Consider the following 20,242-nt stretch of genomic DNA (forward strand, 5'->3'; position numbering starts at 1 on the left):
TCCTAAATCACTTTCTTAGTTTTTCCATAAAATCGATGACTGGATCATTTGGTACCAGTTGAGCGGTCACCGTTATGTCTTTGGCTGCGATTGCTTCAAACACTGCTTCTTCTTCTTTCATGACCTTGATGCTTTTCGTGATTTCTCTCGCACCTTCTTTATGACTCATGTTTCCTACATTGATTGCAGCCAGCTCACCGCCCGCTTCTAAATACCGCAAGACATCTGTTGGATTTTTAAAAAGTAAAAAAATACGTTGTTTGCCGTATTTTCCAGATTGAACATTTTTTGCCGCCGCAGCAACAGTTAAAACGGATAGCCGCATAGATGTAGGCGCTGCCATTCTTAATGAAGATTTTTGTAAAGAATCCATTGCTGCCTCATCATTGATCACAATGATCCGTTGTGTATTCAAACTTGTGGACCAAATTCCTGCAACTTGACCATGAATCAAGCGTTCATCAATCCTTACATTGACAATATTCGCTTTGCCTTTAAATTCCTTATATTGTGCTAGATCTCCCTCTGCGGCTTGCGTTTCTTCCGCTTCCGTTGCGATCATCTTGTTTTTGATATCTACGATACCCCCGCATGCTAAATCGATCAACGCCTCGATCGTTGCTTGTGGATTAAGGGTCGCTTCCATGACTAAAGGTAAAGACATCCCAGCAATAATTGTAACTTCTTCATCTTCTAGGTAATTTTTTAGTGCTGTGTTACATGGTGTCCCACCTAGCAGATCTGCAATAATCAAGGTCGAACCGTTAAGGGCTTTCATTTTCTCAGTTAATTCGTGTTCAAATTGTAAATTATCACCATCTGATCTTAAAGAAAGTGTGTGGACATGTTCTTGCGCGCCAACGATCATTTCTAAACTGGCTTTGACTCCATCGGCCATGCTACCATGACTGACCAATAAGATATTTCTCATCTCTCTTCCCCCTTAAATAAACATCTAAGCTACTTAACATGTTAGCTATTGATTACGTACACTATATCACATATCAACTCAAACGTAAACCTAACATCTTAACATATTATATTTTTTTCTTGAAAAATTTAGTTCCAAAATTAATCCATTGCCACAAACAAGTTAACATGTTATGGTAAAATTAATTGAATACCGCAAAAAAAGGAGGTCTCATGTGGTGATTCCCAAATATGAACAAATTAAGCAAGAATTATTAGCTGAAATCAAAAATCATTTATTTGTTCCTGGAGATAAGTTTTACTCAGAAGCAGATATCAAGAAAAAATATTCTGTCAGCTCGATCACAGCCGTTAAAGCATTGAATGAACTTACAACTGCTGGCTATCTCTATCGCGTCCAAGGTAAAGGAACCTTTGTTTCTAAATCAAAAGTCTCTCAATCAGTCAAATTCTCAGATATCGAATTACATTCATTAGATAAAGAGAAGGTCAAGGTCGTTTCAATAGAAGAAGAGCAAGAACCTGATATTTTAGAAGAACTTGGACTACCAAAAAATGGTTCTTATTATCGCATCAAACGAGTGCGGTATTTTGAGGATATCCCTTTCCTTGTGCATATCACTCATTTGCCAAAACGCCTGGTCAAGGAACCTATTAGTAAAGACTTATCTCAATACTCCAGTATCTACGAGAGAGTGAGAAAAGATTTTGGGATCGACCTCTTCTCTCTTTCATCTGTTGAGACGAATGAAATCGTCTTTCCCGATGATCCAGAATTATTGAACTTGTTAAAGTTAAGCTTTCGCGAACCAGTCGTCAAACAAGTCAAGCATTCTTTTCTTGCCGATCGAAGCGTAGCCGAATATATCATTAGTTATAAGCACTGGAAATATTTCAAAACAAAAATCGAAGTAGAAGCAGAATAAGTAGAACGGTAATAGCCGTAATTTCGTACCCCTTGAATAAAATAAGAAAAACCAGAAGGAATTGGGACATTCGTTCTCTCCCACCACCTAAAACCGAATAAACGGCGGGAACAGAAGTAACCTCTTCGGAAATAAGGCGCTATCCACGAAAATTGTTCTTCAAACTTTTGTGGATGGCGCCTTATTTCTCGAGGCTGAACACTTCTGTCCCGGCCTCTTCTTACTATATGCCTCTGTCCAAGATCAGAGTTACCTACTTCAAAAAAATAAAATAAGGTTATTTATTTTTTGATTTTTCTGTTTTTTTAATTTTGCCATTCGCTTTTTCTGATTATTTAGGTTATACTAGCTTAAAGTTAATATGTTAACAAATTAAGAGGAGTGGTATGATGGGATTACAACAAACAAAAGTTTCCCTTATTTCCATAAGTAAGTCTGTCGATAGCGCCTGGCTAGCGAAGCAAATTGATTGGTGTTGCCAAAAAATCGAACATAATATGACACGCTACGGTCTAGACTTCCCGTCGGCTTGCGCAACAAATGGGATCTATCGGATCAAACCTAATGATGACTGGACGAATGGCTTTTGGACTGGCATGTTATGGTTGGCTTATGAATGGACTGGCAAAGAGAAATTTCTCGTACGTGCCATGGAAAATATCCATAGTTTCAAAGAGCGTTTAACCACACATCACGTGCTAGATCATCATGATATTGGTTTCTTATATAGTTTATCTGCTGGTGCAGGCTATCGGTTAACCAACAGCTTATTATGCAAAGAAGAATTGCTTCAAGCCGCAGATGTCTTACTTGCACGTTTTCAAGAAAAAGGACAATTTATCCAAGCCTGGGGCGCGTATGGCGATCCAAAAGAATATCGCTTGATCATCGATTCATTGATCAACTTACCTTTATTGTTCCAAGCTTCTGAGATTTCAGGTAATGATCATTATCGAGAAGTAGCAAAGAAACATTACGAAACAGTGTTACGTACCGTTGTTAGAGAAAACGCAACAACTTTCCATACGTATTATTTTGATCCTTCAACCGGTACACCAACTCACGGTGCCACACATCAGGGAAATAGCGATGCGTCGATTTGGGCACGTGGCCAAAGTTGGGCTGTTCTTGGGATTCCTTTAAATGAAAGTTATTTAAAAACTTCGTCTTTACCTACAAATTATGAAGCAATCGTGGATGTCTTTTTGGCACATTTACCAGAAGACCTTGTTCCTTATTGGGATTTTGATTTCACAGATGAACATCCTTCTGACAAAGATAGTTCAGCCTTAGCGATCACCGCCTGTGGATTATTAGAAGCCGCAAATATGGAAGCGTATCCTCAGTCTGAAGAATTAGCGAAAGGAATGCTCTACCAATTAAGCGAACATTACACATCTTTGTCCGAACCTGATAATGAAGGTCTATTACTACATGGCGTATATGCCCATGCAGAAGGTAAAGGAATCGATGAACCTAATCTTTGGGGCGATTATTTCTATCTAGAAGCTCTGATGCGTTTAGCAAAACCCTCGTGGAAAAAATATTGGTAAGGAGAAACCAACATGCAAACTTTTGAAATAAAAGAAGACTTTCTTTTAGATGGGCAGCCAATTAAATTGATCAGTGGCGCCATCCACTATTTCCGTCTTCCTCAATCGCAATGGGAAGATAGCTTATATAACTTGAAAGCATTAGGCGCAAATACTGTCGAAACCTATATTCCTTGGAATATCCATGAACCCAAAGAAGGACAATTCAACTTCGAAGGAATGAATGATTTCACTGCTTTTGTTGCACTTGCTCAACAACTTGGCTTGATGGTCATTTTACGCCCTTCTGTATATATTTGTGCAGAATGGGAGTTTGGCGGTCTACCCGCTTGGTTGTTAAAAGAACCAGGTATTCGTTTGCGTTCGACGGATGAACGATTTATGACAAAAGTCAAAAAATACTATGATGTCTTACTGCCCAAGATCCTCCCTTTACAAATTTCAAACGGTGGCCCTGTTATCATGATCCAAATCGAGAATGAATATGGTTCTTATGGGATGGAAAAAGCGTATCTACGTAAAACGAAACAACTACTAGAGAATGCCGGCATCACTGTTCCTCTATTTACTTCCGATGGTGCTTGGAATGAAGTATTGGATGCTGGGACCCTGATTGAAGATGATGTATTCGTCACTGGTAATTTTGGTAGTCATTCTAAAGAGAATAGTGCGGTCTTGCAAGCTTTTTTTGAGAAACATGGGAAAAAATGGCCCTTGATGTGTATGGAATATTGGGATGGTTGGTTCAATCGCTGGGGCGAACCGATCATCAAACGAGATGCTCAAGACCTAGCGAATGAAGTCAAAGATATGTTAGAAGTTGGTTCTTTGAATCTGTACATGTTCCATGGAGGCACCAATTTTGGTTTTTATAATGGCTGTTCCGCTCGTGGAAACACCGATTTACCACAATTGACAAGCTATGACTACGATGCGTTACTCACTGAAGCTGGTGAACCTACAGAAAAATATTATGCTGTCCAACAAGCAATCAAAGAAGTTTGCCCCGATGTATGGCAAGCAGAACCACGTACAAAACATTTAGAGTCTCTTGGTAGTTACCCAATTGATACTAGCGTTTCTTTACTAAACACAAAAGAAACACTAGCAAAAGCAGTACCTACCGCTTATCCTATGACGATGGAACAAGTCAGCAATGGATATGGCTATGTCTTATATTCCTTAGCTCTGAGAAACTATCACCATGAAAACAAAGTTCGGATCATCGAAGCAAGTGATCGAGTTTCCGTTTATGTGGACGAAACCTATCAATTGACGCAAGAACAAACAACGATAGGTGAAGAGTTCATGATCCAAGGAAAGACAGAAAATGAAGAAATCCAATTAGATGTACTAGTAGAAAATCATGGAAGAGTCAATTATGGCTCAAAATTGAATAACCCGACCCAAACAAAAGGGATTCGTGGCGGAATCATGCAAGATATCCATTTCCATCAAGGCTATTTACATTATCCTTTGTCACTATCAGCCGAGCAACTTCAGCTGATCGACTATCAAGCTGGCAAAAATCCAGCTCATCCTTCGTTTTATCACGTATCATTTGATGTAGCCGAGCCGATAGATACGTATATCGATTGTTCCAACTATGGTAAAGGAGTGATTTTTGTCAATGGGATCAACCTTGGCCGCTATTGGAATCGTGGACCGATCTATTCACTTTATTGTCCAAAAGATTTCCTTAACCAAGGGACAAATGAAGTGGTGATCTTCGAAACAGAAGGTGTCGAGATCCGCTCCTTAGATTTTCTTGCAGAACCGAAACTTGAGCAAAGTGTTTGATAATTATATCTAAACAAAGACGAGGATCATCATTTGATGATCCTCGTCTCTTTTCGTTGACAGTTATTCATGTTCTAATTCAATTTTCTTGGGTTGTTCTTCTGCTGGAACTTGTTCAAACTTCCGCAATAAATAAATCTTACGAATATTCAATACTAATGTTTTGATCACCGCATACACAGGGATACAAATCAACATTCCCATGATCCCAGCAACACTTCCTGCACCGATCAATACTAAAATGATCGTTAGCGGATGAATGTTCATTGTTTTTCCGAAGAGTAATGGCTTGATCACATTGCCATCCAATTGTTGGATAACAAGAATGGATAATGCCATGTATAGTGCTTGAAATGGCGAAATAAACAGTCCGACAATAATAGCTGGTACTGCACCAATAAAAGGGCCCACGTACGGTATGATATTCGTCACTCCGCAAACGACTGCCAGCAACAAACTATAAGGCTGCTTGAAAATCGTCATTGCAATAAAGCTCATCACGCCAATGATCACTGCATCCACAATCGTGCTACTGATGTAAGCAGATAACGTTTCATTCAACTCTCTGACCGTTTGTCGTAATTCTCCTCGGATTGCTTGAGGAAAGAAAGGCGATAACGCATCAATAAATTTATGTCCATCTTTGAACATGAATAATAAGATGAATGGGACAGTAAACAATAAAATAAAGAATTGCATCATAAAAGAAAGAATTCTTGAAACGCTCCCTGTCAGACTAACCAACAAGATATTGAATAAGTTGCTCAACGACAAGTTGGCAGACACAAACTGTTCTTCTAGATTCAATGAACGAAACTCTTCTCTTTGCATGATCTCAGTCAACCAACGACTTGTTTCGTCTGCATATGCAGGGATACTGCTGGTTAATTGCACTGCTTGATCAACCAATTGAGGCAAGATGTTCATGATGGTCAAAAAGACGATCACTAATAAAACGATCAATGTCAATAGATAGCCCAACACGCGTGGTACTCGATGTTTTTCTAAAAACAAGACAACTGGATTAAACATATAATAGAAAAATCCAGCAATGATCAATGGCATAATGATTGCAGATGCCATTCTCAAAATCGGGTGAAACACATTTGGCATACGTAAAATAAAGAAAACGCCAATAATCGTTAAGACTAATTCCACTGTCCAAAACAATAATTTTGACTCTTTGAACCTTGAATACATAGATATCCTCCAAATTTCATGCTTACAGATACTCTTATTTTATCATTTATTCATCGATAAAGCGCTATTTTTTCTTTTATTTCTTGTTATTTAAAAAAATGGTCACTCAGGTAGATAAACTAACCAGATGTAAGTTAGTAATATTTTTATACGTGGATAATTCTTCGATCACTTCTGCATACGTCAATCCTTTTGGTAAATCGATCGTATAAACATTTTTATAAATACGGTAATCATCCACAAATTTTACATCAAAATTGACATCCTCGATCGTAATGTTTCTTTTTTCAAAATAATCATTCAAGAAATCCTTGGTTTCTTTTCGATGAATAAATTGGATCACTAATTTTTTTGTTGTTGGTACATGGATGATGCGCTTCACCACAGTCAATGCAAACACAATACCGACGAAACTAGTTAGTGCAATGGCATAAAAACCCATTCCGATTGCAATACCCAATCCTGCGATTGCCCAAAGTGAGGCTGCGGTCGTTAATCCAGTCACTGATTGTTTCGTAACAATGATCGTACCTGCTCCTAAAAAACCGACGCCACTGACAACTTGTGCAATCAAACGAGCTTCATCTGAACGGAGGGTCCCAACTAATTCAGGATACTCTAATGCATTTCTCAACGCACCACTGGCAATTTCCACTTGGATCAAGGCAATAATACAAGCCCCCATACAAACCAAAATATGTGTACGCATCCCTGCTGGACGGTTTTTATATTGTCGCTCAAAACCAATTGCTCCGCCAAAAAGCAATGCGATACTCAATCGTATAATAATTTCTGGTATGGATAAAACCATATCCTCCATGAATATCCCCCTCTTATCAAATATAGCATGACTAAAAAAAACAAACAAAATATAACTATTTTTTATGACCTAAAAAAGCCACTGTGCCAGATCATCTGATAAAAACCAGATGATCTCCAGTGACTGAAATCTTTTCTATTATAATTTGCTTGCTGCTGCTTCATCAACAATGACTATCACGTCATCATGCTTTTGCAAAGCACTTGCTGGCATATCTGTGGTAACCGGTCCATTGATCATTCCTTTGATTGCTTCTGCTTTACTTTCGCCATAAGCCATCAAGACGATTTTTTTACCGTTTAGAATTGAGCCGATTCCCATAGAAACTGCTTTCGTTGGGACGTCTTCCACTTTATCAAAGAATCGTTTATTGGCATTGATTGTTGATTCAGTTAAATCAACAACACTTGTTTTTCCATCAAATGGAGCACCAGGTTCATTAAAACCGATGTGACCGTTTTGACCGATCCCTAAAATTTGGATATCGATTGGATGTTCTTCAATGATTTGGTCGTAGGATTGACAAGCTTGTTCTAAATCAGCTGCTTTTCCATCAGGTACGAATGTTTCTTTAAATGGTTTCTTGTCGAATAATTCAACATTCATAAAATGGCGGTAGCTTTGATCATCTGAGCCACCTAGTCCAACATACTCATCCAAGTTAACAGAAGTCATGTTACTGAAATCCATGTCGCTTGAAGTCATTTCTTTATATAAAGTGATTGGCGTACTTCCTGTTGCTAAACCTAGAACTTTCGCACCATTTTCCATTCCATTTTTAATTATCTCAAAAGCTTTTTTTCCGCCTTCTTCAGCATTTTTCACACGAATGATTTCCATAACGATTACTCCCTTTTATTTTGGTATAGCCCAATTATAGCACCTTTATTTCAAAATGACAATATCTGTATAGACCAAATATACGATAATTATCAAAATATTATTGATTTCATCAAAACGTAACTAAAAGTTCCAGAATCAAAAAAACGATCAAAGTCATATATTTCTGATGACTTTGATCGTTTTTATAATGCCATAGTTTCTGTCTTAATAGCATTTGGGGTTATAGCGATTGTTCCAAATTATTTCTACGAGTAGAGAAATAATATTGAAAGAAAAAAGCGCACAATTGGAAAATCAGTCCCGTAACAGTCACACCTACCCAACCATAATGCTGCCACATCACTGAGCCTAATAAAGAGCCTGTTGCTCCACCGATAAAGTACATAAACATAAAAATCGTGTTGTTGCGATTACTTGTTGCTTCGCCAAGACCTTGTACTCTGCTTTGATTCGCTACTTGCCCGAACTGGTTTCCAACATCTAATAAAATGATTGCAACTAATAGGACAGCAACATAGTCACCCGCAACAAACAAAGCGAGAAAACTAATTGTCTGCATCCCTAAACCCATACCAACAATCCGTCTTTCCGAATAAGTATCGGCCAAGCGACCAACGATCGGTGCAGCTACTGCTCCCGACAAACCAAAGATCGCCAGGATTCCTGCTTCAAAAGTACCCCATCCATAAGCTGGGCTACTGATATAAAAGATCAGCGTTGACCAAAAAAGCGAAAAAGTTCCAAACATAAAAAAGCCATTGATTGCAGCTTCACGTAACAATCGTTGTTCTTTGACGAGTTTTGGTAAACTTTGTAATGAAGCAAGATAAGAGACTGTAGATTCTTTTTCCAACGTTCCTTGTGTTCTTGGTAATTTTAAATAGAGTAGCACAGTGAGCGCCCCCACCAGACAAAGGGCAAATAAATAAACACTGCGCCAAGAAAACCAACTAGCAAGAAGTCCCGAAACAGTTCGAGAGAGCAAGATTCCCATTAGTAAACCACTCAATAAGATCCCCATGGTTTTTCCTCGCGCTGCTGGTCCTGCAAGTACGGCGCCGTAGGGAATAATGATTTGCGGAACGATCGATAGTAGACCAATCAAGAAAGAAGCAACTGCAAATAAAGCAAAGTTTGGTGCAAAAAAGGCTGCTAATAACGATAGTGCAGATAATCCCGCCATGCGAATGATCAATTTAGGTCGATCGACGACATCCCCTAACGGAACTAAAAATAACAATCCTAATGCATAGCCTAATTGAGTCAGCATCGTCAACAAACCTACAGCACTCGTATTGACTGATAAATTTGCTGCTACTTTTGTGCCAATTGGTTGGATATAATACATATTTGCGACGACTACCCCACAGGTGATCGCTAATAATAAAATCAATGATTTCGAAAGCGGTGTTTGCTTATTCATTTCCATCGGATTCCCCCATTTCCTTTCTTAGTTTACAACTTCTTAGAATAATTGAAAACAGGGAGGCTCAAATAAAATAAATAAGGTTATTTAACTAAATGTTTTCTTCGATCATGATAGATAATAAACACCAATACTGTTAAAACTAACACACTAGCAACCAAAACAAGTGCTTTTATATGTTCCCCATGAAACAATGCTTCTCCACCACACGCATATAAAAGGGAAGATGGCACTACACCGATAAGGATCGATAATAATAACTCACGAACCGAAAGATTTAAGGAGGTTGCGGCAAAGTTCACGACAGAAGACGGAATCACCGGTACCATATAGCCAATCATGACTCCTATTTTTGGATGCTTCATCCGACGTATTGCTTTGACCCAACGATTCTCTTTTTTACTATGATCCATAAAGGATAAATGTTGCATCAAAACAATTGATAAGATATTTCCAATTGCATTGCCTGTTACATTGATAACTGTTCCTAGAAATGGACCATAACTTAGGCCGACGACCACACCGATTACAGAAGTAGGAATACCTGGCACCGCACACATCAAACTGATCAACAGCGTCAAAATAAACGCAGCAGATACTCCGTGTGAACGAATTTCTCGCATCCATTCTTTGCGGCTTGCCTGTGGATCTAGTAATAAGTGGATATCTGGTCGATACTCTAAATAAAGTTGATAGCCAACAAACAAAATCAGCAGTAATCCTAAACCAATCAATGTATTACGTATATATTGCTTTTTCATAGCGACTTCTTCTCCTCCTCAGACTTACTCACTGTTAGTGTATCATTAGATGAGGAAACAGAACAAACGTGAAACTTAAAATACCAGACTTTCTATCACTATTATGCTAAACATGCTGAAGGCAAAACAATTTGCTCAAAAAATACTGAAACCACTCATATCGAAGACTTCGGTGCATAAGAATGAATAGAAAAGATTTAATTACTTTTACTTTGCAATAATTCACTGCTTTTAGTTTACTTTGGTTGCTTTAATATCTGGCTTTTTAATTTTTCATTAATTAATATTTCCTATTTCTTTCTACATCGTAAGAGGATTTTTTCGATTCATCAGACTGTACTATCAGAGGATTTATTGTACATAAAGTCTATAGCTACGTTTAAATTCAATATTTGCCATTTTCATCACTGCTTTTATTGCTTCATCTGAAGAGTCGAACTCATACTTACTCTTTTCGAATCCATCTTCAACTATTGTATATCGTTCTTGATCATAACTGATAAGTAAATAGCGATCTTTTTTGAACGTAAGAATTTTTAACTTAAAACAATCCTTCGATTTAAATTTTCTTTTCAAAAATTGCTTTAATTGCTTTTTACAAATCATGTTCATTTTACTATGCCTCTACTTTCTTCATAGACTTAGTAACTCTGTGATTTTTATTGAATCGATGAACAACTCTATTTACTTCTTTATCAAATAATTCTTTCTTTAACGTTCGACTAATATAAAAAACTTGTACCCTCTTATCCTCTATTATAAATGCAATTCGAAAATTTTCTTTTCCTAAGCGGATTTTCATTTCATAAATTGATTGTTTTACAGGTGCATCAACACGTTTGATTCGATAAAAGTTGTGCATCAAATACTCTTTCAATTTATATAAGATTATTTCTTGATACCTTTTTGATTGATTCTCAGAAAATATATTCAGAATTTCTTTACTGACTTTAACCTCATATGTCATGCCTATCCCTTCTTACATATATTTTTAAAGTTTATCTATCCACATTTTCTCACTGATAAGCTTTATGAAATTAAGCACGTGTTGTCCTTCTATTGCTTTGTCTGGTTAAAGTTTCAATCATTTTCACTTTTCTATGATAGTGACATTTGCTTTTCCACAAGTTAATTCTTGTTCTAATATTGTCTTTATTTGCAATGCACATTCTTTTGAAAATGGTTCAGCTTCTTCCCATGATCCTAATAATGGATAATTATGGCGTACTGTTTTAACATACTGTTTATTTTTTACTCCTCGCGTTTGGACTTCTACATAATACATAACTATACCTTCTTTGTTAAATTATTTATGTAAAGGCTACTCTTTCAAGCAGCTTAGAAAAAAGTGGCAGAAAACACAGAAGATCTGGCGAGATTAATTGGGGGTTACAACGACAAGCCTTTTGTCCTACAAGTTGGATAGACGATCATGTACCACAACATAATTATAATCTATAAAAACAAGGATTTTTATTCGTTTTATTTATATCTGCCATAAAAAATACCATCCGAAGATGGATAGCGCATAAGCTTTTACCTGTATTTTAATTTTATAATTATTGATGGCTTCTATTCACTTCAACTACTTTAATATCAAGCTTTTAATAATTAAAAAAATTACTAATAGTTTCTGTGCTTTAATGAAAATTACTATCATTTTTAGTTACTCCACCAAAGTATAGCTCAGAAACCCACCACTTTTTCAATCAAATAATCCTATGGAGGGCAGGAACTATCAATTGTTGAGTTCTTCTTGTCCTTTATGCAAATAAACATATATAAGTGTTTTATTTTTGAAAAATTAATGGCAACGTCCTATACTTAAATTATCAAATAAAAAGGACGTGAAGATAAATGTCAGATTTAGAACACAAAGAAGAAAAAGCTTTAGACAAAATTGTTGCTGCAGTCAATAAACTGGATAAAGAATTAAATGAACTTGATACGTTATCTGAAAATCCAGAAAAAAAACACAATCTAAAAAAATGGTTAGTTGAACGTAAGGCGATTCATGAAATCAAAAAAATTCTTCATGAAGCTGATAAATACGAAAAATATGATGAAAAAGAACTTGATAAAGAATTTAAAGAAATTAATGATCTATTACAATAATCTGTTCAAACGACTCATTTTGAGTCGTTTTTTTTATACAAAAACACACCAGAATGCGTCTGGATAATAGTTGACTTACAAGAAGATTGTACACGTACCTAAATTACTTTTAGCTACTGTTATCTATCGTCAACTATATCTAATAACGAATAAGTTTTAGCAATTGACTTGATAAACACCTTTCTTCTCTCCTACTCCTCATGTTTAAATGATGTTTATATTTTTACTTGTATTACCACGAGTTAAACTAGAAACACAGTGTATTTCAATAAACAAAAAAAGCTAAAAACCTTAATAAATAAGGTTTTTAGCCGATCGAAAATCAATAAAATTATTTAACTGTTACAGAAGCGCCAACTTCTTCAAGTTTAGCTTTTAATTCTTCAGCTTCTTCTTTAGAAACGCCTTCTTTAACTGGTGCAGGAGCGCCATCAACTACAGCTTTAGCTTCTTTCAAGCCTAAGCCAGTTGCTTCACGAACTGCTTTGATAACTTTAACTTTTTGGTCTCCAGCTGCAGTTAATTCTACAGTGAATTCAGTTTGTTCTTCAGCAGCAGCACCGCCACCAGCAGCAACTGCAGCTACAGGAGCAGCAGCAGATACGCCAAATTCTTCTTCAATAGCTTTAACTAGGTCGTTAAGTTCTAGGATAGTTGCTTCTTTTAACTCAGCAACGATGTTTTCAATGTTCAATGCCATTTTTGTTTCCTCCATTTTAAATGTTCTTTTTTTATTTATTGTTATGCTATGCGGCGATTAAGCTGCATCTCCATCTTCTTTGTCTGCGACTGCTTTGACAGCGTAAGCCACGTTGCGGACTGGCGCTTGTAGTACAGATAGCAACATAGATAGAAGTCCTTCGCGGTTTGGCAATTTTGCCAATGCTGTGATTTCTTCCAATGTAGATACTTTACCTTCGATGATACCGCCTTTGATTTCTAATGCTTTTGCATCTTTAGCAAATTCGTCCATGATTTTCGCTGGTGCTACTACATCTTCGTTACTGAATGCAACGGCTGTAGGGCCAGTGAAAACTTCGTCCATGCCTTCTAGACCGGCTTTTTTCGCTGCACGTGAAAGGATTGAGTTTTTGATAACTTTCATTTCAACGTTAGCTTCACGAAGTTGTTTACGTAAGCGAGTTACTTCATCAACAGTTAATCCACGGTAGTCAACTACGACTACAGAAGCTGCTTCAGTAAATTTTGCACTTACTTCGTCAACGATTGCTGCTTTTTTTGCGATAATTGCTTCACTCATTTTTGAGTTTCACCTCCTGAATTTTGATGGAAGAGTTTTTACGACTGAATCGTTTGTTCATCATCTAATCACTGCGTTCTTAGTGATTCACAACAAAAAACTCTATGCCACCGTAGACATAGAGGGACTATTGAATATATTCAATAAACGTCCTCGGTAGGAAATTAAGGCTAAGCCACCTACTGTCTTCGGTACAAGTTAATTATTAACCTCAACTAGCTTAGCACGCTAAACTAGTTGAGTCAAGAATTATTTTTCAGTTGGATCAATCAACGTCCTAATCGTTGGATTAGAAAGAAGCTTGGTCTACATGGATACCAGGTCCAAATGTTGTTGTTACAGTAATGTTTTTCATGTATTGACCTTTAGCTGCAGATGGTTTAGCTTTCACTAATACATCATGGATCGCAGCAAAGTTTTCAACTAATTTTTCGTTGTCGAAAGAAACTTTACCGATTGGTACGTGGATGTTTCCAGCTTTGTCAACGCGGTAAGTTACTTTACCAGCTTTTACTTCGTTGATTGCTTTTGTAACGTCCATTGTTACAGTACCAGTTTTAGGGTTTGGCATTAAGCCTTTAGGTCCTAATACACGTCCTAGACGTCCAACAGTAGCCATCATGTCAGGTGTTGCAACAACTACGTCAAAGTCAAACCATCCGTTTTGGATTTTTTGAACCATGTCGTCGTCACCAACGAAGTCTGCACCAGCTGCTTCAGCTTCTTTTGCTTTGTCTCCTTTAGCAAATACTAAAACAGTTTGTGTTTTACCAGTTCCGTTTGGTAATACAACAGCTCCACGAATTTGTTGGTCTGCTTTTTTAGGGTCTACGTTTAGACGGTATGCAACTTCAACTGTTGCATCAAATTTTGCAATGTTTGTTTCTTTCGCTAATGCTACTGCTTCAGCGACAGAATAAACTTTACTTGAATCCACTTTTTTCAATGCTTCTTGCATTTTTTTGCTCTTTTTAGCCATTTTGGTTCCTCCTTGATTGTGGTTATAACGGTTGTACCTCCCACGTGTCCTATACCTTTCAATACAGGGCCAACTGAGAAGCTACTTTCTTAGGGTGCAGATTATTCTACAGTGATCCCCATGCTTCGTGCAGTTCCTTCAACCATGCGCATTGCTGCTTCAACGTTTGCTGCGTTTAGGTCTTCCATTTTTAATTCAGCGATTTCTTTTACTTGATCGCTAGAAACTTTAGCAACTTTATTTTTGTTTGGTTCGCCTGAACCTTTTTCGATTTTCGCTGCTTTTTTCAATAAGACTGCAGCTGGTGGTGTTTTTGTTACGAATGTGAATGAACGGTCTTCGTATACAGAAATCACAACTGGAATGATCAAACCTGCTTGATCAGCTGTACGAGCATTGAATTCTTTTGTGAATCCCATGATATTGATACCCGCTTGACCTAGTGCAGGACCTACTGGGGAGCTGGAGTTGCTTTACCTGCAGGAATTTGCAATTTAACGATTTTTTCTACTTTCTTTGCCACGAGACATACCTCCTTAAGTCCGTGATGTGGTTAATTGGAGATGCATATTTCTCCTCCCACGTATTGTCAGTTGATCTTAAAATCAATTGACATATCATGTACATAACGAATGCACACTGATACAGTATAGCAAATTTTTCTTTTTTTTCAACAATTTTTTCTGATTATTTTCACCTTTATCCAAAAAAAGCTAAATATCTGGTTAAAACGTGAAGAAATCTCTTTATAGATCGCTTATTTATGCTAAACTTACGCCTGTATGAACCTAATACATAATATATATAGTAAATAAATTCTTCTATTCTAATGAGGTGAAATAATGAAAGATCTAAAATACAGAAGTGTATTTGATATTATTGGTCCTGTCATGATCGGACCGAGCAGTTCGCATACCGCTGGAGCAGCAAGAATCGGAAAGATCGTCCGTAGTATTTTTGGCGATCAACCAGATTCTGTTGACATCTACCTATATGAGTCTTTTGCCAAAACCTATCGTGGACACGGTACTGATATTGCCTTAGTTGGAGGATTATTAGGCATGGAACCTGATGATTCTCGTTTAGCAGATTCGTTAAGGTTGGCTCATGAAGCAGGTATGGAAGTATTATTCGTACCTAAAAGTGAAAAAGCCGACCATCCTAATTCCGTCAAAATGTTGTTGAAAAAAGGCAGTCGAAAGCTTTCGGTTACAGGCATCTCAATTGGTGGGGCAACATCCAGATTTCTGAATTGAACGGCTTCAAGATCTCATTAAGCATGGGAACACCGACCTTGATCATCGTCCACCAAGACGTTCCTGGCATGATTGCTAAAGTCACCAATATTCTTTCAGAAACTAATACCAATATCGGTACAATGACAGTGACTCGTGAGTCAAAAGGTGAAAATGCTATTATGATCATGGAAGTGGACGATCCTCAAGTAGAAGATACCGTAAAAAAACTAAAACAGTTACCAAATATTGACAGTGTCAATTATTTCGAGTAAAGGAGCAGACGAGGTATGTTTTTATCAATTGAAGAATTAGTCCAACAAGCACAAGACTACCCTAGCGTTGCCGAATTAATGATCGCAGTTGAGATGGAGATGAGCGGTCGTTCTCGTGAGCAGATCATCAAGATCATGGAAAAGAATCTAATCGTGATGGAACAATCTATCGCAGAAGGAAAAGCCGGCGTAACTTCTGTCACAGGAATTACTGGCGGCGATGCCAAAAAGATGGACAACTATCTTTCTCACGCTGATTTCCTTAGTGGCGAAACAATCTTAACCGCGGTACGTAATGCGATTGCTGTGAACGAAGTCAATGCCAAAATGGGATTGATCTGCGCAACACCTACTGCGGGCAGCGCAGGAGTTGTCCCTGGTGTCTTGATGGCCGTACGTGATCGTTTGCAATTAACCCATGAACAACAACTCGACTTCTTATTTACAGCTGGCGCTTTTGGCTTGGTCATTGCAAACAACGCATCGATCAGCGGGGCTGAAGGTGGTTGTCAAGCAGAAGTCGGATCAGCGAGTGCGATGGCTTCGGCTGCCTTGGTTTGTGCAAAAAACGGCACAGCTCACCAAGCCGCCCAAGCTGTGGCAATCACGCTTAAAAATATGATGGGTTTGATCTGCGATCCTGTAGCTGGTCTCGTCGAAGTCCCTTGCGTTAAAAGAAATGCTTTAGGTTCGTCACAAGCATTCATCTCAGCTGATATGGCTTTAGCTGGCATCGAAAGCGTGATCCCACCTGATGAAGTAGTCGCTGCCATGTACCAAGTGGGCAGACAAATGCCTTCGATTTTCAAAGAAACCGCAGAAGGCGGTCTTGCAGTGACACCTACCGCGAAACGATTAACGAAAGAAATCTTAGAAAAACAAACATAGTTACTTCTTATATCAAAAGCTGAATCAGACAATGCACAAAAATTCGTTATCGCCAAAGATATGCCGAAGAACCAAGGCAGCAAATTTGCTACCATGGTTCTTCGGTTTTTTCTTACATCCTCCGCCTTGCTTCAAACACAAATTGCCCCATTTGTTCATAGAGATCAGCTTTGATTTGTTTAAAATCATGATGGACTAACTGGTGATCACGTACGAGTTGTCTGCCATCCACCCATACATGGGCCACATTGGAAGCATTCGCTGAATAAACTAAGGCAGAATATGGATCAAAAATCGGAAACATATTCACAGACTGCGTCTCAACGATAATAAAATCTGCCTTGTTCCCTACAACAAGCTGCCCCGTCTCTTTAAAATCTAACAATTCCGCCCCACCTCTAGTGGCTAAACGGACAATTTCCTTCGCTGGGAAAAGCGCACGATCTTTTTCAAAGGTTTTATGAAAATTGGCAAATAGCTTCATTTGTGCAAAAAGGTCTAAAGTGTTGCCACTACTTGGACCGTCTGTACCTAAACCGACAGTTAAACCCGCAGAAAGCATAGCTTTAACTGGCGCGACACCTTTCGCTGATTTTGTGTTGGCACCGATACAGTGCGCTATTCCAACTTGCTCTCCTTCTGTAGCGACTAAAGCAATATCTGCTTCCGTCATATGGATACAATGGGCCATGATCAACGGTCTGTTCATAAAACCTAAATCTTTCAACAACTCGAATGGGGTTTGTTGATACTGCTTCGCTAATTCCTGCATTTCATAGTCCATTTCTGCCACATGCAAGGTGATCGGCGCATCGAATCGTTCACTCAATTCAACTGTCCGCTTCAACCCTTCATAGGTATTGGTATTTGGCGCATGAGGAGCCAACGCAGGTGTAATCAATGGATGATCTTTCCACTTTGGCAGGAATGTCTCACAATAAGTCAAGCCGCCAGAAGGCTCTACATTATCACACACAGGCATATCAATGATCGTTTCACCAAGGATCGCACGAATCTTAAACTGATCACATACTTGCGCGACTTGATCTTCGAAATAATACATGTCACAAAAACCTGTCACACCACTAAGCAACATTTCACTAATTGCATATGCTGTACTCGCTGCCACTAACTCTGGAGTCATGAACGCTTCTAATGGAAATAAGAACCGGCGCAACCGATCCGGTACATCATCTCCTAAAGATCGAAAAGGAATCATCCCAGCATGGGTATGTGTATTCACAAAACCTGGCAACAAGATGCCGTCTGCTCCATCGATGACTTCCTCCGCAGAAGCCATGCCTTCCTGCCATTCTCCTATCTCAATGATGCGATTTTCTTCAATCCGTACATACCCGTTTTTGTATTCAGTCAATTGATCATCCATTGTTAGAACGTGGACATTTTTTATCAATGTACTCATAATAAAACACCATCACTTGGAAAAACCAGCGGATAAAATTCCTGCGTTTTCGTATTCATCATTCCTTTATCTGTCATTTTGATTGCAGGTGAAACTGGTAATGATAAAGTAGAAAAAGACATGATCTCATTCATATTTTTGTAGCCTAGATTTTGCATTTCTCTACGCACATTTTTTAAGTCTTGGCCTAACTCTTCAATTGGCGCTTGTGAAACGATCCCGCCAATCGGTAGCGGGCAAGTTGCTGTTAATTTGCCCTCGTTAACTACCACATAGCCACCTTGTAATTTCAGCAATTTTTGCTGAGCCAGCAGAATGTCTTGGTAGTTATTCCCCATCACCATCACGTTATGATGATCATGCGCCCAAGTCGTCGCAATACTTCCTGGTTTTGAAATGGGTTCTTCCATCAAAGCATACGCCACATTGCCATTCTTTCCATAACGTTCCATCACGAGCAATAAGGCGCAATTTGAATTTTCCCAATCGAGGTACCCATCTTTCACCGGAATTTCCTTCGTGATCCGTTCTGTAAACGTACCAACCTCATGTTTACGAATAACATTACAACGAACACTTGCCAAATCCGTTTTGACTGGCAACCTTAGATCGTCTAAAGAAAGCTTTTTACAATGGACCGTTTGACTGTATGAATCAGGAAATTGTTCGATTTTTTCTGGATAAGTGATCGCCTCACCTTGCCTGTAGACTTCTTTGCCTGATTTAAAGACCGCAGAAATAGCGAATGTGGATAAATCATCTAACAAAATAAAATCAGCCACTCGTCCAGGTCCAATCAATCCACGATCATTCAAACCCATTCTACGTGCAGGCGTATAAGTCGTCATATAGATCGCTTGTTCGACCGGTAACCCCACCTCTACTGCCTTCTTCAAATTTTCATTTAAATGCCCAGTGAGTAAATCATCTGCCATCACATCATCAGTGATGAGACAAGCATAGTCATAATATTCATTTTCTGTAATCACCGCCATATTTTCCGGTGTGATCGACTTATTTTGGAATTGGATGAACATACCGTTCTCAATTTTTTCTGCTAAGGATTCCGGAAACTGATGTGTATGATCAGAAGAAATCCCGCTATACATAAATGATGCCAATTCTTCTTCGTAAATTTTAGGACAATGTCCTTCTAACGGCATCGTCGGACGTTTTTCTTTACATAGGTCAATAATTTGGCGAATTAGCGAAGTTGGTTCATGGGCAATACCGTGAAAATTCATTGCTTCGCCTAAACAAAGCACTTTTGGATTGTCTAACAGTTTTTCCGTTTCAGCTAATCCGATGATGCCACCGGTAGTTTCTAGTTCAGGTGTAGTGGAAGGAACGGACGATGGGATTGCATGGAAAATATCTAACTCCGTTTCTGCATCCATAAATTCAGTCAACCCTTTAAGCCCAAAAACATTTGCCATCTCGTGCGCATCCGCAATCACTGTAGTCACACCAAATGGTAAAACGGCCTTTGAAAAAATACTTGGCGTGGTCATTGAACTCTCAATGTGCATGTGGCTGTCAATCAAGCCAGGAATCATGTATTTCCCTCGGCCATCAATTTCTTGAAGGATCTCCAAATGACTCAAATCCTTTGTTGTGATGTAATAAAATTTTTCACCGCTGACTGTGACATGTTTCTTCTCAAAACATTGTTTGGCTGTGTTATACACTTGAGCATCTCTAATCAATAAGTCAATCTTCACATTTTTCCCTCACTTTTATTATCCTTAGACACGAATAGGGGCTGTGCACTTCCGACACAACCACCCCAATGTTTATTTTTTAAATG

The 20,242-nt window shown here is 38.3% G+C and carries 18 protein-coding genes, 2 pseudogenes and 1 other annotated feature; of the genes and pseudogenes, 6 read left to right on the forward strand and 14 right to left on the reverse strand.

The window, feature by feature from the left end; genetic code table 11:
- Nucleotides 1-7 precede the first annotated feature (7 nt).
- Nucleotides 8-931: a PTS mannose/fructose/sorbose transporter subunit IIAB gene (locus CYK55_RS11465; RefSeq protein WP_080693131.1), complete on the reverse strand. Its 924-nt coding sequence runs from the start codon at nucleotides 929-931 to the stop codon at nucleotides 8-10.
- Between the two features lie 217 nt (nucleotides 932-1,148).
- Between CYK55_RS11465 and CYK55_RS11470 the strand changes: the two genes are divergently transcribed.
- The 3 genes from CYK55_RS11470 to CYK55_RS11485 all read left to right on the forward strand — a co-directional run bounded on the left by CYK55_RS11470 (nucleotide 1,149) and on the right by CYK55_RS11485 (nucleotide 5,209).
- On the forward strand, nucleotides 1,149-1,856 hold the full coding sequence (locus CYK55_RS11470; RefSeq protein WP_010734297.1) for a GntR family transcriptional regulator: 708 nt from the start codon (nucleotides 1,149-1,151) through the stop codon (nucleotides 1,854-1,856).
- A gap of 389 nt (nucleotides 1,857-2,245) precedes the next feature.
- On the forward strand, nucleotides 2,246-3,409 hold the full coding sequence (locus tag CYK55_RS11480) for a glycoside hydrolase family 88 protein (RefSeq protein WP_034687065.1): 1,164 nt from the start codon (nucleotides 2,246-2,248) through the stop codon (nucleotides 3,407-3,409).
- 12 nt (nucleotides 3,410-3,421) lie between these two features.
- Nucleotides 3,422-5,209, forward strand: coding sequence for a glycoside hydrolase family 35 protein (locus tag CYK55_RS11485; protein WP_126134351.1), 1,788 nt, complete (start codon nucleotides 3,422-3,424; stop codon nucleotides 5,207-5,209).
- Between the two features lie 63 nt (nucleotides 5,210-5,272).
- Here CYK55_RS11485 and CYK55_RS11490 read toward each other — a convergent pair whose 3' ends face one another.
- From CYK55_RS11490 to CYK55_RS11525, 7 genes are all read right to left on the reverse strand, one after another.
- Nucleotides 5,273-6,409, reverse strand: coding sequence for an AI-2E family transporter (locus CYK55_RS11490; protein ID WP_034687070.1), 1,137 nt, complete (start codon nucleotides 6,407-6,409; stop codon nucleotides 5,273-5,275).
- A gap of 106 nt (nucleotides 6,410-6,515) precedes the next feature.
- Nucleotides 6,516-7,229 carry an MgtC/SapB family protein gene (locus CYK55_RS11495; RefSeq protein WP_010734293.1) on the reverse strand — a complete coding sequence of 238 codons (714 nt, stop codon included), beginning with the start codon at nucleotides 7,227-7,229 and terminating at the stop codon, nucleotides 6,516-6,518.
- 138 nt (nucleotides 7,230-7,367) lie between these two features.
- Complete coding sequence (gene nagB, locus CYK55_RS11500) at nucleotides 7,368-8,069, reverse strand: glucosamine-6-phosphate deaminase (protein ID WP_034687073.1); 702 nt, start codon at nucleotides 8,067-8,069, stop codon at nucleotides 7,368-7,370.
- A 223-nt stretch (nucleotides 8,070-8,292) separates the two neighbouring features.
- Nucleotides 8,293-9,501 (reverse strand): MFS transporter, encoded by a 1,209-nt coding sequence (locus tag CYK55_RS11505; protein WP_034687075.1) that lies wholly within the window; start codon nucleotides 9,499-9,501, stop codon nucleotides 8,293-8,295.
- Between the two features lie 80 nt (nucleotides 9,502-9,581).
- Nucleotides 9,582-10,259: a TVP38/TMEM64 family protein gene (locus CYK55_RS11510; RefSeq protein WP_034687077.1), complete on the reverse strand. Its 678-nt coding sequence runs from the start codon at nucleotides 10,257-10,259 to the stop codon at nucleotides 9,582-9,584.
- Nucleotides 10,260-10,875: 616 nt separating this feature from the next.
- A complete protein-coding gene (locus CYK55_RS11520; RefSeq protein WP_034687083.1) occupies nucleotides 10,876-11,226 on the reverse strand; it encodes a hypothetical protein in 351 nt (116 codons plus the stop codon).
- A gap of 123 nt (nucleotides 11,227-11,349) precedes the next feature.
- On the reverse strand, nucleotides 11,350-11,544 hold the full coding sequence (locus CYK55_RS11525) for a hypothetical protein (protein ID WP_034687084.1): 195 nt from the start codon (nucleotides 11,542-11,544) through the stop codon (nucleotides 11,350-11,352).
- 572 nt (nucleotides 11,545-12,116) lie between these two features.
- Between CYK55_RS11525 and CYK55_RS11530 the strand changes: the two genes are divergently transcribed.
- Nucleotides 12,117-12,374, forward strand: a complete 258-nt coding sequence (locus CYK55_RS11530) for a hypothetical protein (protein ID WP_126134352.1) — start codon at nucleotides 12,117-12,119, stop codon at nucleotides 12,372-12,374.
- A gap of 331 nt (nucleotides 12,375-12,705) precedes the next feature.
- Here the strand turns inward: CYK55_RS11530 and rplL are convergent, their stop codons facing one another.
- The 4 genes and pseudogenes from rplL to rplK all read right to left on the reverse strand — a co-directional run bounded on the left by rplL (nucleotide 12,706) and on the right by rplK (nucleotide 15,137).
- Nucleotides 12,706-13,074, reverse strand: a complete 369-nt coding sequence (rplL, locus tag CYK55_RS11535; protein ID WP_010734285.1) for a 50S ribosomal protein L7/L12 — start codon at nucleotides 13,072-13,074, stop codon at nucleotides 12,706-12,708.
- A gap of 57 nt (nucleotides 13,075-13,131) precedes the next feature.
- On the reverse strand, nucleotides 13,132-13,635 hold the full coding sequence (rplJ, locus tag CYK55_RS11540) for a 50S ribosomal protein L10 (protein WP_034687089.1): 504 nt from the start codon (nucleotides 13,633-13,635) through the stop codon (nucleotides 13,132-13,134).
- 84 nt (nucleotides 13,636-13,719) lie between these two features.
- Nucleotides 13,720-13,845 (reverse strand) — a sequence feature (ribosomal protein L10 leader region).
- Nucleotides 13,846-13,924: 79 nt separating this feature from the next.
- Nucleotides 13,925-14,614 carry a 50S ribosomal protein L1 gene (gene rplA / locus CYK55_RS11545; protein ID WP_010734283.1) on the reverse strand — a complete coding sequence of 230 codons (690 nt, stop codon included), beginning with the start codon at nucleotides 14,612-14,614 and terminating at the stop codon, nucleotides 13,925-13,927.
- 101 nt (nucleotides 14,615-14,715) lie between these two features.
- Nucleotides 14,716-15,137, reverse strand: a pseudogene (rplK, locus tag CYK55_RS11550) (50S ribosomal protein L11).
- 319 nt (nucleotides 15,138-15,456) lie between these two features.
- Between rplK and sdaAB the strand changes: the two are divergent.
- Together sdaAB and sdaAA are read left to right on the forward strand one after the other, a co-directional pair.
- Nucleotides 15,457-16,124 (forward strand): annotated as a pseudogene (gene sdaAB / locus CYK55_RS11555) (L-serine ammonia-lyase, iron-sulfur-dependent subunit beta).
- Between the two features lie 15 nt (nucleotides 16,125-16,139).
- A complete protein-coding gene (gene sdaAA / locus CYK55_RS11560) occupies nucleotides 16,140-17,012 on the forward strand; it encodes an L-serine ammonia-lyase, iron-sulfur-dependent, subunit alpha (RefSeq protein WP_034687091.1) in 873 nt (290 codons plus the stop codon).
- A gap of 112 nt (nucleotides 17,013-17,124) precedes the next feature.
- Here the strand turns inward: sdaAA and CYK55_RS11565 are convergent, their stop codons facing one another.
- Together CYK55_RS11565 and CYK55_RS11570 are read right to left on the reverse strand one after the other, a co-directional pair.
- On the reverse strand, nucleotides 17,125-18,435 hold the full coding sequence (locus tag CYK55_RS11565) for an amidohydrolase (RefSeq protein ID WP_034687093.1): 1,311 nt from the start codon (nucleotides 18,433-18,435) through the stop codon (nucleotides 17,125-17,127).
- The gene (locus CYK55_RS11570) at nucleotides 18,432-20,156 is read right to left on the reverse strand and encodes an adenine deaminase C-terminal domain-containing protein (RefSeq protein ID WP_034687095.1); all 1,725 of its coding nucleotides are present in this window, start codon (nucleotides 20,154-20,156) and stop codon (nucleotides 18,432-18,434) included. Before CYK55_RS11570 ends, CYK55_RS11565 begins: the two co-directional genes overlap by 4 nt.
- Nucleotides 20,157-20,242 lie beyond the last annotated feature (86 nt).

Origin of the sequence: Enterococcus mundtii (assembly GCF_003957375.1) — a bacterium.
Lineage (GTDB): Bacteria > Bacillota > Bacilli > Lactobacillales > Enterococcaceae > Enterococcus_B > Enterococcus_B spodopteracolus.

What these genes read in the sequence shown, in the direction of transcription:
- CYK55_RS11495 (WP_010734293.1), bottom strand. Translation starts at nt 7,229, where the DNA reads ATGGAGGATATGGTTTTATCCATACCAGAAATTATTATACGATTGAGT.
- CYK55_RS11505 (WP_034687075.1), bottom strand. Translation starts at nt 9,501, where the DNA reads ATGGAAATGAATAAGCAAACACCGCTTTCGAAATCATTGATTTTATTA.
- sdaAA (WP_034687091.1), top strand. Translation starts at nt 16,140, where the DNA reads ATGTTTTTATCAATTGAAGAATTAGTCCAACAAGCACAAGACTACCCT.
- rplJ (WP_034687089.1), bottom strand. Translation starts at nt 13,635, where the DNA reads ATGAGTGAAGCAATTATCGCAAAAAAAGCAGCAATCGTTGACGAAGTA.
- CYK55_RS11510 (WP_034687077.1), bottom strand. Translation starts at nt 10,259, where the DNA reads ATGAAAAAGCAATATATACGTAATACATTGATTGGTTTAGGATTACTG.
- rplL (WP_010734285.1), bottom strand. Translation starts at nt 13,074, where the DNA reads ATGGCATTGAACATTGAAAACATCGTTGCTGAGTTAAAAGAAGCAACT.
- CYK55_RS11565 (WP_034687093.1), bottom strand. Translation starts at nt 18,435, where the DNA reads ATGAGTACATTGATAAAAAATGTCCACGTTCTAACAATGGATGATCAA.
- rplA (WP_010734283.1), bottom strand. Translation starts at nt 14,614, where the DNA reads ATGGCTAAAAAGAGCAAAAAAATGCAAGAAGCATTGAAAAAAGTGGAT.
- CYK55_RS11465 (WP_080693131.1), bottom strand. Translation starts at nt 931, where the DNA reads ATGAGAAATATCTTATTGGTCAGTCATGGTAGCATGGCCGATGGAGTC.
- CYK55_RS11480 (WP_034687065.1), top strand. Translation starts at nt 2,246, where the DNA reads ATGGGATTACAACAAACAAAAGTTTCCCTTATTTCCATAAGTAAGTCT.
- CYK55_RS11525 (WP_034687084.1), bottom strand. Translation starts at nt 11,544, where the DNA reads ATGTATTATGTAGAAGTCCAAACGCGAGGAGTAAAAAATAAACAGTAT.
- CYK55_RS11485 (WP_126134351.1), top strand. Translation starts at nt 3,422, where the DNA reads ATGCAAACTTTTGAAATAAAAGAAGACTTTCTTTTAGATGGGCAGCCA.
- CYK55_RS11520 (WP_034687083.1), bottom strand. Translation starts at nt 11,226, where the DNA reads ATGACATATGAGGTTAAAGTCAGTAAAGAAATTCTGAATATATTTTCT.
- CYK55_RS11530 (WP_126134352.1), top strand. Translation starts at nt 12,117, where the DNA reads ATGTCAGATTTAGAACACAAAGAAGAAAAAGCTTTAGACAAAATTGTT.
- CYK55_RS11490 (WP_034687070.1), bottom strand. Translation starts at nt 6,409, where the DNA reads ATGTATTCAAGGTTCAAAGAGTCAAAATTATTGTTTTGGACAGTGGAA.
- nagB (WP_034687073.1), bottom strand. Translation starts at nt 8,069, where the DNA reads ATGGAAATCATTCGTGTGAAAAATGCTGAAGAAGGCGGAAAAAAAGCT.